Genomic DNA, 13,918 nt, shown 5'->3' with positions numbered 1-13,918 from the left:
TGTCCTGGTCCCGTTCTCTCGGGAAGCACCGCCTTCATCGTTGGAGGCGTTGCTGTATGTAGGGTGAGAGAGGTCATGCAGTGGTTGTGCCAAGTGGCTCGAAGGCGCGAATTTATTGAGCGGCGGGCTGGTTGAGCGGATTGGGGAGGGATTTATTGCACCGAATCAAAGCGTGTTGCCCGGTAATGGAGCGTGGCAGCTGGTAGCTTGCTCGCGATGGGCGCGACCGGATCTCACCCATGAAACACCAGGAACAGCAACACAATATTCACCACCAACGACCCCAGCGCCAAGGTCCGCCAGACCTTCAGCGGCTCGCGTTCCAGCAGCGGCCGGGGCCTTACGCTCAAGCTGCGGCGCTCGCCCTGTTCCAGCAGCAATAACCATTCTTCGGCGGTTTCAAAGCGCTGAGCCGGGTCTGCCGCCACGGCACGTTCCAGGCTCTGCCCAAGCCATTCGGGCAAGTCCGGTCGATATCGATTGGCGGTCACCGGCACGCCAAAGCGCGGTCGCTGGAAGGCTTCGATTTCGCCGTAGGGATAATGCCCGGTCAGCAGGTAATACAGCGTCACACCGACGGCGTACAAATCCTGCTGCGCCGTAGGCAATGTGCCGCCGAATGCCTCCGGAGCGATGTAGCTGGGCGTGCCGGGCAAGACGTTGGCCTGGTCTTCGGACAGGCCCGGGCAGTACGCCAAGCCGAAATCCAGCAAGCGCAATTCGCCGTCGTCGCCCAGGTGCAGGTTTTCCGGCTTGATGTCGCGGTGATAAATCTGCCGTCGATGCAGCAGGCCCACCGCTCGCACCAGGCGTTGTGCCAAGTCCTGCCATTGGGCCAGGGGCAGCGGCCCGCCCTGGTTGAACAGCTCGGCCAGCGTCGCGCCCGGGTATTCGCGCATCACGTAGTACAAATGTTGACGTTGGGGAAGGCCATGCACTTCGGGGAATTGCCTGCCCGCGACCCGCTTGAGAAACCATTCCTCCGAGAGCAGCGCTTGCCCGGCCCGGGTGTCGTCCCGTAGCTGCGCGGGAAGGGTTTTCAGTAGCCAGGGCTGGCCTTGGCCGTCACGTACTCGATAGAGCAATGATTGCTGGCTTTGGCCCAGTGCACCTTCGATCTGCCAGCCTTCGAACGTCTGGCCCGCCTTCAGCGCAGGGGGCAAAGGCCACTGCTGCAATTGGATCAGCGCGTCGCCGATGCTGGCTTCGCCCACCGCATCGACCCGCACCAGCAGCGCGCTGGCGTTGTCCTGGCTGCCGGCCAGGTGCGCGGCGTTGACCAGCGTCTGCGCGGCGAGGTCCAGGTCCGGTTGGTCGCGAAGGATACCGGCGATGGCCGTGTCCCCCAGGACCGCCCAGACACCGTCACTGAGCAAGACGAAGGTTTCGTCTTCGCGCAGTTCGCCGTCGAGGAAGTCGAGGATCAAGTGTTGATCCAGTCCCAGGGCACGCTTGAGCACGTGTTGCATGCCTTGCTGTTCCCAGACGTGGTCTTCACTGACGCGTTGCAGGTGATCGCCGTGCCAGCGGTAGACCCGGCAATCGCCGACGTGGGCCAGCGTAAAACGCCGGCCCCGCAATACAAGGGCGCTGACGGTGGTAAGCAGCGGCTGCCCGCCACCGTTGGCTTGCAGCCAGCGGTTCTGCGCGGACAATAGCCGGTCGAGCGCCTGGGCCACGCCCCAGGTTTGCGGCGTGGCGTAGTAGTCCAGCGCCAATGCCTGCAGAGTCGAACGGGCGGCCAGCCCGCCATCGGCGCATTGGCTCACGCCGTCGGCGATGGCGAACAGGTAACCCTTGCTGGCGGCCAGGGCCGGGGCAGGGGTGACCAGGCGCAGGGCGTCCTGGTTTTCCTCCCGTGGGCCGATGGCGCTGGCTTCGGCGAAACTCAATTGCAAGCTCATGGTTGGTTGTTATACCCGCGCGGCAGTGACGGCGGCCGAACCCCAAGTGGTTCTCCAGCGACGCTTGACGCCATGCAGGCCGAACCAGGCCAGCACACCGAGGCTGGCGAACAACCACAGCGCCAGTTGATAGCTGCCGGTGCTCTGCTTGATCGCGCCCATGCCCGCCGCCAGGGCGAAACCGCCAATGCCGCCGGCCATGCCGATCAGTCCGGTCATCACACCGATTTCGCGACGGAAGCGTTGGGGCACCAGTTGGAACACCGCGCCGTTGCCCGCACCCAAACCGAGCATGGTGCAGACGAACAGTGCCAGTGCCGCGTAGGAGCTCGGCAGGTTGAAGCCCACTGCGGCGATGCAGACGGCCGCGACGGTGTACATGCCGAGCAAGGTGCGGATGCCGCCGAAACGGTCCGCCAGGGCGCCACCCAGTGGGCGCATCAGGCTGCCACCGAAGACGCAGGCGGCGGTGTAGTAGCCGGCGGTGACCGGGCTCAGGCCGTATTGGTCATTGAAATAGCCGGGCAGGGCGCTGGCCAGGCCGATGAAGCCGCCGAAGGTCACGCTGTAGAAGAACATGAACCACCAGCTGTCACGGTCGCCCAGGGCCTTGAGGTAGTCGGCCATGGATTTGGCTTTTGGTCGCTCGGGGGCGTTCTTGGCCAGCCAGGCGAAGAGAACCAGGGTCAGCACCAGCGGGATCAGCGCGAAGCCGAACACGTTGCTCCAGCCGAAGGCCACGGCCATGACCGGTGCAATCAATGCTGCGAGCACGGTGCCCGAGTTGCCGGCGCCGGCAATACCCATGGCCTTGCCCTGATGCTGTGGCGGATACCACTGGGACGCCAGCGGCAGGGCCACGGCGAATGAAGCACCGGCCACGCCGAGGAACAGGCCCAGCAGCAGCGCTTGTTCGTAGCTGTGGATGCCGAGTTTCCAGGCGCAGAACAGCGCACCGATGACGATCACCTGGCCGACCATGCCGGCGGTCTTTGGTGAAATCCGGTCGGCCAACAGGCCCATGAACAGGCGCAGCACGGCGCCGGCCAGGATCGGCGTGGCGACCATCAGGCCGCGTTGCTGGGTAGTCAGGTGCAGGTCGGCAGAGATCTGCACCGCCAGTGGGCCGAGTAGGTACCAGACCATGAAACTCAGATCGAAATAAAGGAAGGCCGCGAACAGTGTCGGGGTGTGGCCGGATTTCCAGAAGCTTGAATTCATCGCGCACCTCAGCTGTAAAAGTCTCGAGAAATGAGTCAGTGCTTTGAGCAGTGCGCCGCCTGTGGTCGCACCACCGGTCCCGCAGGACCAAAACAAAAAAACGCCGCAACCCGGATCGCCAGAGAGGCAAGTAGGGTGTGCGACGTCTTTGTCGTAGGTGGGGCAACCGCCGTTGGTTACCTGTGGGATTGCTTAAGCGAGATCTGTGCCAACCTGCCAGATAGGGGCAGGCCAGGCGCTGAAAGGTTTTCAGCCGAGCAGCTCATTCATCGCGATAATCTGCTCAGCCACCTGGATCAGCTTCTGCTGGCGGCTCATCGCCTGTCGGCGCATCAGGGTGTAGGCCTGTTCCTCGTTGCATTCCTTCATCTTCATCAGCATGCCCTTGGCCAGTTCGATGCGCTTGCGTTCGGCCAGTTGCTGGTCCCGGGCCAGGAGCTGGGCACGCAACGCCTGGTCGCTCTCGAAACGGGCCATGGCCACGTCGAGGATCGGCTGCAGGCGCGCGGCGTGGATGCCTTCGACGATATAGGCGCTGACACCTGACTTGATGGCCTGGCGCATCACATCCGGATCGTGCTCATCGGTAAACATGACGATCGGTCGCGGCTGGTCGCGACTGACCAGCACCACTTGCTCCATCACATCGCGTCCGGGTGACTCGGTATCGATCAGGATCACGTCAGGACGCACTGTTTCGACGCGCGCCGGCAGGTCGATGGTCAGGCCGGATTCGTCGATCACTTCGAAGCCGGCTTCAATCAGGGCCGCTTTCAGGCGACCGACTTTTTTCGCGGTGTCGTTGATCAGCAGGATACGCAGCATGGTCGTGGCTCCTGTCAGCGGCTGGCGAGAAGGGGAGCCGCATCGCTCAAGGCGTGCAGTTTGAAGCTGCGGGCGTACCCGGCCGGATCCGAACCGTCCCAAATGGTGCCGTCGATCAGTTGGCTGCTGCGCATGTCCTGGCCTGGGGAGGTTATGCCCAGCGCCGCTGCGGCTTCACGGTACAGCTGGAGCTGCTGCACCTGGCGGGCGACGCCCAGGTAGTCCGGGTCTTCGCGCAACAGGCCCCAGCGGCGGAACTGGGTCATGAACCACATGCCATCGGACAAGTACGGCAGGTTCACCTCGCCGCCCCCGTGGAAGCGCATGGCATGGGGATCCTGCCAACTGTTGCCCAGGCCGTCGGCGTAGGTGCCCAGCAGGCGCGGCTCGATGCAGTCCAGCGGGGCGTCGAGGTATTCGGGAGCACTCAGCAGTTGTGCGGTGCTGCGACGGTTCTCCTCGCTTTGCTCGATGAAGCGGCTGGCTTCGAGGATCGCCATCACCAGCGCCCGGGCGGTGTTGGGGTATTGCTCGACGAACGCCCGGGTGCAGCCCAGGACTTTTTCTGGATGATCGGGCCAGATGGTCTGGGTGGTCGCCAGGGTAAAGCCGAGGTTCTGTTTTACCGCGCTGGCACACCAAGGCTCGCCCACGCAGAAGCCGTCGATGCGCCCGGCTTGCAGGTGCGCGACCATCTGCGGCGGCGGCACCACGACGCTGTCGACATCCGAGAGAGGATGGATGCCCTGGGCGGCGAGCCAGTAATAGAGCCACATGGCGTGGGTGCCGGTGGGAAATGTCTGGGCAAAGGTCAGTTTCGGGCGAGTTTGGTGCACGTGCCGTTCCAGTGCCTCAGGACTGGTCACGCCTTGGGCCTGGAGACCGTGGGACAGGTTGATGCTCTGGCCGTTCTGGTTCAGTCCCATCAGTACGGCCATGTCGGTGGGCGCAACGCCGCCGATGCCCAAGTGCACGGCGTAAACCAGGCCGTACAGGCTGTGGGCTGCGTCGATTTCGCCGCTGACCAGCTTGTCCCGCAGGTTGGCCCAGGACGCTTGGCGCTTGAGGTTCAACGTCAGGCCGTAAGGTTGGGCAAAGCCCTGGGTGGCGGCCACCACCACCGGGGCGCAGTCGCTCAGGGCCATGAAGCCGAGGTTGACCGCGCTTTTTTCCGGGGCATCGCTGCCATTGACCCAGGCCAGGGGCGTGGCTGGAATTTCATTCATCGCTATCACCTTCCACATGAAAAAGCGTCGTGTCCTGGCCTGGGGAGGCCGGACGCCGACGCCGTTGTCCTTTGAAACAGTGCGTCACTCATTCCGTCGTTGGCATGGGGCGCTGATGACCAAAAAGGTGCAAGGCATATGCCAGCGCTGCGCTTTTGTGCGAGCGCCTCGCTTGCGAGGCCGTTGCGCGGCTATAATCGCCGCCTCATTTCGTCGCCCGAGTCAAAGCCGCCCATGTACACCCTGGCCCGTGAACTGCTGTTCAAACTCTCCCCGGAAACCTCCCACGACCTGTCCCTGGACTTGATCGGCGCGGGCGGGCGCTTGGGTCTCAACGGTCTGCTGTGCAAGGCTCCGGCGAAACTGCCGGTGACGGTCATGGGCCTGGAGTTTCCCAACCCGGTCGGGTTGGCAGCGGGCCTGGACAAGAATGGCGCGGCCATCGACGGCTTTGCGCAGTTGGGTTTCGGCTTCGTGGAAATCGGCACCGTCACACCGCGTCCGCAGCCGGGCAACCCCAAGCCACGACTGTTCCGCCTGCCCCAGGCCGAGGCGATCATCAATCGCATGGGCTTCAACAACCTGGGCGTCGATCACTTGCTGACCCGTGTCGCGGCGGCCAAGTACAAGGGCGTGCTGGGCATCAATATCGGCAAGAATTTCGACACCCCGGTGGAGCGCGCCGTCGACGATTACCTGATCTGCCTGGACAAGGTCTATGCCCACGCCAGCTACGTCACCGTCAACGTCAGCTCGCCCAACACCCCGGGGCTGCGCAGCCTGCAATTCGGTGACTCGCTCAAGCAATTGCTGGCCGACCTGGCCCGGCGCCGTGCGGAACTGGCGGTCATCCATGGCAGGCATGTGCCGCTGGCGATCAAGATCGCCCCGGACATGAGCGACGAGGAAACCGTCCAGGTGGCCCAGGCCCTGATCGAGACAGGCATGGACGCGGTGATCGCCACCAACACCACGCTGGGCCGCGAAGGTGTCGAAGGGCTGGAGCATGGTGACGAGGCGGGCGGCTTGTCTGGCGCGCCGGTGCGTGACAAGAGCACCCATACCGTGAAAGTCCTGGCGGGTGAACTGGCGGGACGCTTGCCGATCATTGCGGCGGGCGGGATTACCGAAGGCCGGCACGCCGCCGAGAAGATCACCGCCGGGGCGAGCCTGGTGCAGGTTTACTCGGGTTTCATCTACAAGGGCCCGGCGTTGATTCGTGAGTCGGTGGATGCGATTGCGGCGTTGGGTTGAATCTGGCCTGGCGGATCTATCTGCCGGGCATTAAAAAGGGCTCCTGAAGGAGCCCCCTGGGCCGTAGCCCGCCGTCCGGATGGGACGTGCGTGGTTAAATCGATACAAGTGTCAGATTGTCGAGTTCTCGAGTAATAAGCCCTGTGTCAGCCGACGGCGTGAAGTTCGTTGAGTCTATGGATACCCGCAGTGCCGGTCATACCGTCCCAATTGTCGCCGCGTCCTTCTCGCCAGCCATTGATCCAGGCTTGACGTACCGACGGTAGAGTAAAGGGGCAAAGCTCACGGGATTTACCACCAACGCCATATTGGTAACCGCGTAAAAATGCTCTTTCCAACGGATCACGCTTAAGTCTTCTCATAGGGTGTTGCCCTCACTTGTTGACTGTTGCTTAGCGTCGACCTCAATCGAGGTCGGGGCAGAATCATTCTGCCGTTGGCGGCTCGTTGCCGGCGTGACGAGCCAAGGTGTTGACGCCGTTGCGACGTCAACCTGTGGTGAGTTCTAACCAAAGCGTCACACGGATGGAATGATCGTTTTGTCATAAGCACGTAACAATAAAGATGCTAGTGCGATAAGTAACACGATGTTCGACACCCGCTTTCGGGCAAGACCCCTGTATGATCAGCCCTGCGTTGAAGGCGGTCACCAGGATCGAATGAGAATGTCCTCCTGTTGCACTCGGGTACTATTCGACGAAAGGGACAACTTTTCACAATTTGTTGCACAGAATTTTTTATCTGTACACGCATCTAAGCTCTTTGAACCTGAGCGGCGAGTACGGAACGGCACACTTTCGTGCCACGCGGGTGCTCTTGAGAAAAGCACCTGATTGAACCCGGCCCGGCAATGCGTTGCCCGGTCCACTTAGCCAAAGGCTCTGGAAATCCCATGTCCGACCGTTTCGAACTCTTCCTCACCTGTCCCAAGGGCCTCGAAGGCCTGCTTCTTGAGGAAGCCGTCGGGCTTGGCCTCGAAGAGGCTCGCGAGCACACCTCGGCAGTGCGTGGTAGCGCCGACATGGAGACGGCCTACCGGCTCTGCCTGTGGTCGCGTCTGGCGAACCGCGTGCTGTTGGTGCTCAAGCGCTTCCCGATGAAGGACGCCGAAGACCTTTACCACGGCGTATTGGATGTCGATTGGCAAGACCACATGCTCGCTGATGGCACCCTGGCGGTGGAATTCAGTGGCCACGGCTCGGGCATCGACAACACGCATTTCGGCGCTCTGAAGGTCAAGGACGCCATCGTCGACAAATTGCGCACGCCGTCGGGTGAACGTCCTTCCATCGATAAGCTCAACCCGGACCTGCGCATCCACCTGCGCCTGGACCGTGGCGAAGCGATCCTCTCCCTGGACCTCTCGGGCCACAGCTTGCACCAGCGTGGCTATCGCTTGCAGCAAGGCGCCGCGCCGCTGAAGGAAAACCTCGCTGCCGCGATCTTGATCCGCGCCGGCTGGCCGCGCATTGCCGCCGAAGGCGGGGCGCTGGCTGACCCGATGTGCGGTGTCGGCACGTTCCTGGTGGAGGCCGGGATGATTGCCGCCGACATGGCGCCGAACCTGCGTCGCCAGCAATGGGGCTTTACCGCGTGGCTCGGCCACGTGCCGGCGTTGTGGAAGAAGCTTCATGAAGAGGCCGTGGAGCGCGCCGCCGCCGGGCTGGCCAAGCCGCCGCTGTGGATCCGTGGCTACGAGGCCGATCCACGGCTGATCCAGCCGGGTCGCAACAACGTCGAGCGCGCCGGCCTGAGCGAGTGGATCAAGATCTACCAGGGCGAAGTTGCCACTTTCGAGCCGCGCCCGGACCAGAACCAGAAGGGCCTGGTGATCTGCAATCCGCCGTACGGCGAGCGCCTGGGCGATGAAGCCAGCCTGCTTTACCTCTACCAGAACCTTGGCGAACGCCTGCGCCAGGCCTGCCTGAACTGGGAAGCCGCGGTGTTCACCGGCGCGCCGGACCTGGGCAAGCGCATGGGCATTCGCAGCCACAAGCAATATTCGTTCTGGAACGGCGCCTTGCCCTGCAAGTTGCTATTGATCAAGGTGCTGCCGGATCAGTTCGTCACGGGAGAACGTCGCACCCCGGAACAACGTCAGGCCGAGCGTGAGCAATCCGCCTACGACCAGGCGCCGGATGTTCCGCAGGAACGTCAATACAACAAGAACGGCAACCCGATCAAGCCAGCGCCGGCACCGGCTCCTGTGGTCGAACAGGCGCGCCTGAGTGAAGGTGGGCAGATGTTTGCCAACCGGTTGCAAAAAAACCTCAAGCTGCTGAGCAAATGGGCCAAGCGTGAAGGCGTGGACTGCTACCGGGTCTACGACGCCGACATGCCGGAATACTCGATGGCCATCGACCTCTATCACGATTGGGTTCATGTGCAGGAGTACGTCGCGCCGAAGTCCATCGATCCGGAAAAGGCCTCGGCCCGCTTGTTCGATGCGTTGGCGGCGATTCCCCAGGCCTTGAACGTCGACAAGAGCCGCGTCGTCATCAAGCGTCGAGAGCGCCAGAGCGGCACCAAGCAATACGAGCGCCAGAGCGCCCAGGGCAAGTTCACCGAGGTGAACGAAGGCGGCGTGAAGCTGCTGGTCAACCTCACGGATTACCTGGACACCGGCTTGTTCCTCGACCACCGGCCAATGCGCTTGCGCATCCAGAAAGAGGCGGCCGGCAAGCGTTTCCTCAACCTGTTCTGCTACACCGCGACCGCCAGCGTCCACGCTGCCAAGGGCGGTGCGCGCAGCACCACCAGTGTCGACCTGTCGAAAACCTACCTGGACTGGGCACGGCGCAACCTGTCGCTCAATGGTTTTTCCGACAAGAATCGCCTGGAACAAGGCGACGTCATGGCTTGGCTTGAAGCCAGTCGCGACGAGTACGACATGATCTTCATCGACCCGCCGACTTTCTCCAACTCCAAGCGCATGGAAGGGGTGTTCGACGTGCAGCGCGACCACGTGCAGTTGCTCGACCTGGCCATGGCGCGCCTGGCGCCGGGCGGCGTGCTGTATTTCTCCAACAACTTCCGCAAGTTCCAGCTCGAAGAGAACCTGGCCGAGCGCTACGCGGTGGAGGAAATCACCGCCAAGACCATCGACCCGGATTTCGCCCGCAACGCCAAGATCCACCGCGCCTGGAAAATCATGGCGCGCTGAGCAGGTCATTGGATCCATGTGAGCCTTGAAATTCAAGGCTCCCGGCACTCTAGGACTGGCTAAAGTGATGGCATATAGCTATAACTTAGGCTGTGGCCGGGGCTGTACCTACGCCTGGTCCTTTTCTGAGTTATGTGTATGGCATTACATCAGGTGCGCCCCAGGATCCTGGGCTTTATCAGCGAAGATGCTTCGGCATGGCTAGTGGCTTGCGTGGTTCTGGTGGCGGGCCTGCTGCTGACCGGTTTGTTGGCCTGGGGCACGTTGAAACAATTCAACCAGCAATTGCGCCAGCGCTTTGACCTGTTGGCCGAGGAGCGTTATAGCCGTCTCGAAGAGCGTTTCCAGGACCAGGAGCAACGTCTCGACAGTCTGAGGCGCTTTTTCGCCAACTCCGCAGGGGTTTCCAGCTCCGAATTCCATGGCTACACCGAAGCGCTGCTACGACGTACTTGGGCTTTCGCTTGGGCGCCTCGGGTGCTGAGAGGTGAGCTCCAGGCATTTGAACAACAGGCACAGGCCGAAGTGTCCAGCACCTTTACCGTGCGTGAACCGGACGAGGCTGGGAACCTGCGCGTGGCCGAGGAACGGGACGAATATGTCCCGGTGCTGTACGTCCAGAGTCAGCCATCCTTTAGCGCGCCCCTGGGCCTGGATTTGCTTTGGCACCCAACGCGCCGCGCCACACTTGAACGGGCCCGTCAGCATAACGCCTTGGTGGTTTCCGAGCCCATAGACCTGATAGGTGGCGATCCGGCCCTTTCCCGTGGAGTCATGCTGGCAGCGCCAGTTTTCAAGCGATCAACCGGCGAGCCGTTCGGTTACGTGGTGGCGGCGATCAGCATGCGCCAGTTGGTCGCCGATGGCCTGCCGGAGGTTGACGATGACAACCTGTCGATGCGCGTGCTTGATTCCGCCCACGAGCTCCCTTGGGAACTCCTGTTCGAAACCTCGAACCGGCCGGGCGAAAGCGACTTGTCGGCGGTACGGATGGTGCGCCTCGCCGATCATGACTTCCGCATAGAGTTGCGGCCCAGTCTTGCATTCCTGTCGAGCAGTCATTCCAACGTCATCAGCCTAACGGTGCTGGGAGGCTTGATCAGCCTGTTGCTCAGCGCCTTGCTTTATATGCTGGTCAGTCAACGGCAACGGGCCTTGGCATTGGTGGAGCAGCGAACCCGGGAGCTGCGCGCCAGGGAATCGGAACTGCGCGGCACCCATGGCCAACTGAGGGGCGTGCTGGACGCCGCGACACAGGTTGCGATCATCGCCACCGACCTGCGCGGTGTGATAACCACCTTCAATGCCGGCGCCGAACAGATGCTCGGCTACCGCAGCTGCGATGTCCTGCAAAGCATGACCCTGGAGAGCCTCCATGTCCCCCGCGAATTGCAGTACCGTGCCGCACAGCTGGCGGCCCGCTTTGGCAAACCGATCCCCACGTGCCACGCGATGTTGCTCGAAGGCGGTGAACAAGGTGAGCAGCAGGCCCGCGAGTGGACCCTGGTGCGCCGCGACGGCAGCCACCTGACAGTCAACATGTTGGCCACGCCGGTGCTCGATGAGCAGGGCTTATGGGTCGGGCACCTGGCGATCTGCATCGACGTCACCGAGCGCAAGCGCGTCCACGAAGCGTTGGCAGCGAGGGATCTGTTGTTGAAAAAACTCAGCGCCCATGTGCCTGGCGGCATCTACCAATTCAAGATGGATTTCAACGGCGGCTTCAGTGTGATCTACGCCAGCGATGGCATCCGCGACATCTATGAACTGGAGCCAGATGTGCTGGTGCGACACGCGGAAGCGATTTTCTCGCGCATCCATCCATTGGACAGTGCACGTGTGCGCGCTTCGATTCGCACGTCGGCCGATACCCTGAGCCCCTGGCGAGAAGAGTATCGCGTGCAACTGCCGCATCGCGGCCTGCGTTGGGTGCGTGGCGAGGCGACACCTGAACAGTTGCCTGGCGGCGGGGTGTTGTGGCACGGCTATATCTCGGATATCTCCGACCTCAAGCGCGTCGAGGAAGAGTTGCGGGCGCTGTCGGTCACCGACGCCTTGACCGGGATTCGCAACCGGCGCTACTTCCAGGAACGCCTCACGTCGGAAATGACCCGGGTCGAGCGCGGCTCTGGGGAACTGACAGTGATCATGCTCGATATTGATCATTTCAAGCGCGTCAACGACCAGCACGGCCATGCGGTGGGGGATCGGGTACTGCAGGCGGTCTGCCAGCGGATCACCCAGCGATTGCGCCGCACCGATGTGTTCTGCCGGTTGGGTGGGGAGGAGTTCGTGGTGCTGTGCCCCGACACCGACAGCGAAAGCGCCTATACGCTGGCGTTGGGGTTGTGGGACGGCCTTCGAAGCGCGCCGATCGACGACGTAGGCGTCATCACCGCCAGTTTTGGTGTCGCCAGTTGGCACGCCGGCGAAGGTGCCGATGCGTTGTTGCTGCGGGCTGACGCCGGGGTGTATGCGGCGAAGCAGGCTGGAAGGGATCGGGTTGAGGTGCAGCTGGGATAATGGCTTCACGCTACCCATTGTGGGAGCGAGCTTGCTCGCGATAGCGGTGTGACATTCAGCATCGATGTGTGCTGGTCGACCGAATCGCGAGCAAGCTCGTTCCCACATTGGGTTGGCGTAGGGTTCTGGCTCAGAGCAGCGACGCCGCCTGTGGCAGTTTCGGCTGGCGATAAAGGTCCAGCAACACCTGGTCCAGCACAGAGGAAGCGCCCCATGGCTTCGGATCGTTGAGGATCGCCACGACCGCCCAGGTATTGCCGTTGATGTCGCGGCTGTAGCCGGCGATGGCGCGCACGGTATTCAACGTGCCGGTCTTGATGTGGGCTTCGCCGGCCATGGCAGTGGTCTTCAGGCGTTTGCGCATGGTGCCGTCGGTGCCGGCGATAGGCATCGAGCTGACGAACTCCGCCGCATACGGGCTGCGCCACGCCGCTTGCAGCATCGCTGCCATTTCCCGGGCACTGACCCGTTCCGCGCGGGACAGGCCCGAGCCGTTCTCCATCACCAGGTGCGGCGCCGTGATGCCTTTCTTGGCCAGCCATTGGCGCACAACACGTTGCGCAGCCTTGGCGTCGTCACCGTCGGCCTCGTTGCGAAACTCCGCGCCCAGGCTCAGGAACAGTTGCTGGGCCATGGTGTTGTTACTGTATTTGTTGATGTCACGGATGATCTCCGCCAGGTCCGGCGAAAATGCCCGGGCCAGCAGCTTGGCGCTCTTCGGCGTCGCGGCCAGGCGGTCGTTGCCCTGGATGCTGCCGCCCAGTTCCTTCCAGATCGCCCGGACGGCGCCAGCGGTGTAAGTGGCGTGATCGAGCAGCGACAGGTAGGTCTGGGAGCTGCAACCTTCACCCAGTTGGCCGCTGACGGTGACGGTCATGCTGCCATCGGCTTGGGCTACGGGGTTATAGCGAACGCCGCCGGCACATTGCTTGCCATTGACGGCCTTGACCACGTTTTCGATGCGAATGCTGGCAATCGGCGGTTCCACCGACACCAGTACCCGGCCGCCGTCATTGCGGGCGACGAAGCGCAAGGCCTTGAGGTTGACCAGTAGCGAGTCGGGCTTGACCAGGAAGGGTTTGTTCTCGTCATTGCCGTCATCGTTGAACTCGGGCAATTGCGGCTGGATGAAAAAGCTGCGATCGAGCACCAGGTCGCCGGTCACCTGTCGCACGCCGTTGGCCCGCAAGTCGCGCATCAACAGCCAGAGCTTTTCCATGTTCAGCTTGGGATCGCCGCCGCCCTTGAGGTACAGGTTGCCGTTGAGGATCCCGCCATTGAGGGTTCCGTCGGTGTAGAACTCGGTTTTCCACTGATGGTTCGGCCCGAGCATTTCCAGGGCCGCATAGGTTGTTACCAGCTTCATGGTGGACGCCGGGTTCACCGAGACATCGGCGTTGTACAGCGTCGGCGTGCCCGGGCCGTTCAGCGGGACCATCACCAGGGAGAGGGCGTTGTCTTGAAGTTTGCTGTTCTTCAGCGCCTTTTGCACATTGGGCGACAGGGCAGTGTTGATGGTGGCGGCGCTGGTGGAAACAGGAAGGGCCAAGGGAAGAAGAAGGCTGGCCAGGAGCAGTGGACGCAAAGATCTGATCATGTGAAGTAAAACCCTGCAGGCGAGGGGGGAAAAGACGAGGACATGAAAATGAACGTCCTCAACGGTCATGAAAGTTCGGCATTATGCCCCAAGGCGCAACGGCTTGTGCCGTGCCCAAGCCCGCCGAAGCGGTATTTTTTTACCGACGGTAGGCGTAGATGCCCGATCAGTCGGGCAATCGACGCACCAAACTGGTAAAGTGCCG

At 62.3% G+C, this 13,918-nt stretch carries 9 protein-coding genes; 3 read left to right on the top strand and 6 right to left on the bottom strand.

The genetic code is table 11. The features are described 5' to 3' along the window. Window positions 1-233 precede the first annotated feature (233 nt). The 4 genes from J3P79_RS17770 to J3P79_RS17755 all read right to left on the bottom strand — a co-directional run bounded on the left by J3P79_RS17770 (window position 234) and on the right by J3P79_RS17755 (window position 5,176). The gene (locus J3P79_RS17770) at window positions 234-1,904 is read right to left on the bottom strand and encodes a protein kinase domain-containing protein (protein ID WP_434604677.1); all 1,671 of its coding nucleotides are present in this window, start codon (window positions 1,902-1,904) and stop codon (window positions 234-236) included. 9 nt (window positions 1,905-1,913) lie between these two features. Further along, window positions 1,914-3,125: a nitrate/nitrite transporter gene (locus J3P79_RS17765; protein WP_039589025.1), complete on the bottom strand. Its 1,212-nt coding sequence runs from the start codon at window positions 3,123-3,125 to the stop codon at window positions 1,914-1,916. 249 nt (window positions 3,126-3,374) lie between these two features. Then, window positions 3,375-3,950 carry an ANTAR domain-containing response regulator gene (locus J3P79_RS17760; RefSeq protein ID WP_025212689.1) on the bottom strand — a complete coding sequence of 192 codons (576 nt, stop codon included), beginning with the start codon at window positions 3,948-3,950 and terminating at the stop codon, window positions 3,375-3,377. Window positions 3,951-3,964: 14 nt separating this feature from the next. Next, window positions 3,965-5,176 carry a CmpA/NrtA family ABC transporter substrate-binding protein gene (locus J3P79_RS17755; protein ID WP_434604674.1) on the bottom strand — a complete coding sequence of 404 codons (1,212 nt, stop codon included), beginning with the start codon at window positions 5,174-5,176 and terminating at the stop codon, window positions 3,965-3,967. Window positions 5,177-5,410: 234 nt separating this feature from the next. Between J3P79_RS17755 and J3P79_RS17750 the strand changes: the two genes are divergently transcribed. Beyond that, window positions 5,411-6,430 carry a quinone-dependent dihydroorotate dehydrogenase gene (locus J3P79_RS17750; RefSeq protein WP_434604672.1) on the top strand — a complete coding sequence of 340 codons (1,020 nt, stop codon included), beginning with the start codon at window positions 5,411-5,413 and terminating at the stop codon, window positions 6,428-6,430. A gap of 146 nt (window positions 6,431-6,576) precedes the next feature. Here the strand turns inward: J3P79_RS17750 and rmf are convergent, their stop codons facing one another. Beyond that, window positions 6,577-6,792 (bottom strand): ribosome modulation factor, encoded by a 216-nt coding sequence (gene rmf, locus J3P79_RS17745; protein ID WP_003223300.1) that lies wholly within the window; start codon window positions 6,790-6,792, stop codon window positions 6,577-6,579. A 530-nt stretch (window positions 6,793-7,322) separates the two neighbouring features. On the opposite strand from rmf, the gene rlmKL reads away from it, so the two are divergent. Both rlmKL and J3P79_RS17735 read left to right on the top strand, forming a co-directional pair. Then, entirely contained in the window at window positions 7,323-9,593 is a 2,271-nt protein-coding gene (gene rlmKL / locus J3P79_RS17740; protein WP_434604670.1) for a bifunctional 23S rRNA (guanine(2069)-N(7))-methyltransferase RlmK/23S rRNA (guanine(2445)-N(2))-methyltransferase RlmL, read from the top strand. A 138-nt stretch (window positions 9,594-9,731) separates the two neighbouring features. Further along, window positions 9,732-12,116, top strand: coding sequence for a sensor domain-containing diguanylate cyclase (locus J3P79_RS17735; protein WP_434604668.1), 2,385 nt, complete (start codon window positions 9,732-9,734; stop codon window positions 12,114-12,116). A gap of 130 nt (window positions 12,117-12,246) precedes the next feature. Here J3P79_RS17735 and dacB read toward each other — a convergent pair whose 3' ends face one another. Next, window positions 12,247-13,713 carry a D-alanyl-D-alanine carboxypeptidase/D-alanyl-D-alanine endopeptidase gene (gene dacB / locus J3P79_RS17730; protein ID WP_434604666.1) on the bottom strand — a complete coding sequence of 489 codons (1,467 nt, stop codon included), beginning with the start codon at window positions 13,711-13,713 and terminating at the stop codon, window positions 12,247-12,249. Window positions 13,714-13,918 lie beyond the last annotated feature (205 nt).

The organism is Pseudomonas sp. R1-7 (assembly GCF_051132105.1).
Lineage (GTDB): Bacteria > Pseudomonadota > Gammaproteobacteria > Pseudomonadales > Pseudomonadaceae > Aquipseudomonas.
The sequence above is the reverse complement of the archived record's forward strand: the minus strand, read 5'-3'. Positions and strand labels throughout refer to the sequence as shown.

Coding starts and splice junctions, on each gene's coding strand:
- J3P79_RS17770 (WP_434604677.1), bottom strand. CDS start 1,904: ATGAGCTTGCAATTGAGTTTCGCCGAAGCCAGCGCCATCGGCCCACGG.
- J3P79_RS17765 (WP_039589025.1), bottom strand. CDS start 3,125: ATGAATTCAAGCTTCTGGAAATCCGGCCACACCCCGACACTGTTCGCG.
- J3P79_RS17760 (WP_025212689.1), bottom strand. CDS start 3,950: ATGCTGCGTATCCTGCTGATCAACGACACCGCGAAAAAAGTCGGTCGC.
- J3P79_RS17755 (WP_434604674.1), bottom strand. CDS start 5,176: ATGAATGAAATTCCAGCCACGCCCCTGGCCTGGGTCAATGGCAGCGAT.
- J3P79_RS17750 (WP_434604672.1), top strand. CDS start 5,411: ATGTACACCCTGGCCCGTGAACTGCTGTTCAAACTCTCCCCGGAAACC.
- rmf (WP_003223300.1), bottom strand. CDS start 6,792: ATGAGAAGACTTAAGCGTGATCCGTTGGAAAGAGCATTTTTACGCGGT.
- rlmKL (WP_434604670.1), top strand. CDS start 7,323: ATGTCCGACCGTTTCGAACTCTTCCTCACCTGTCCCAAGGGCCTCGAA.
- J3P79_RS17735 (WP_434604668.1), top strand. CDS start 9,732: ATGGCATTACATCAGGTGCGCCCCAGGATCCTGGGCTTTATCAGCGAA.
- dacB (WP_434604666.1), bottom strand. CDS start 13,713: ATGATCAGATCTTTGCGTCCACTGCTCCTGGCCAGCCTTCTTCTTCCC.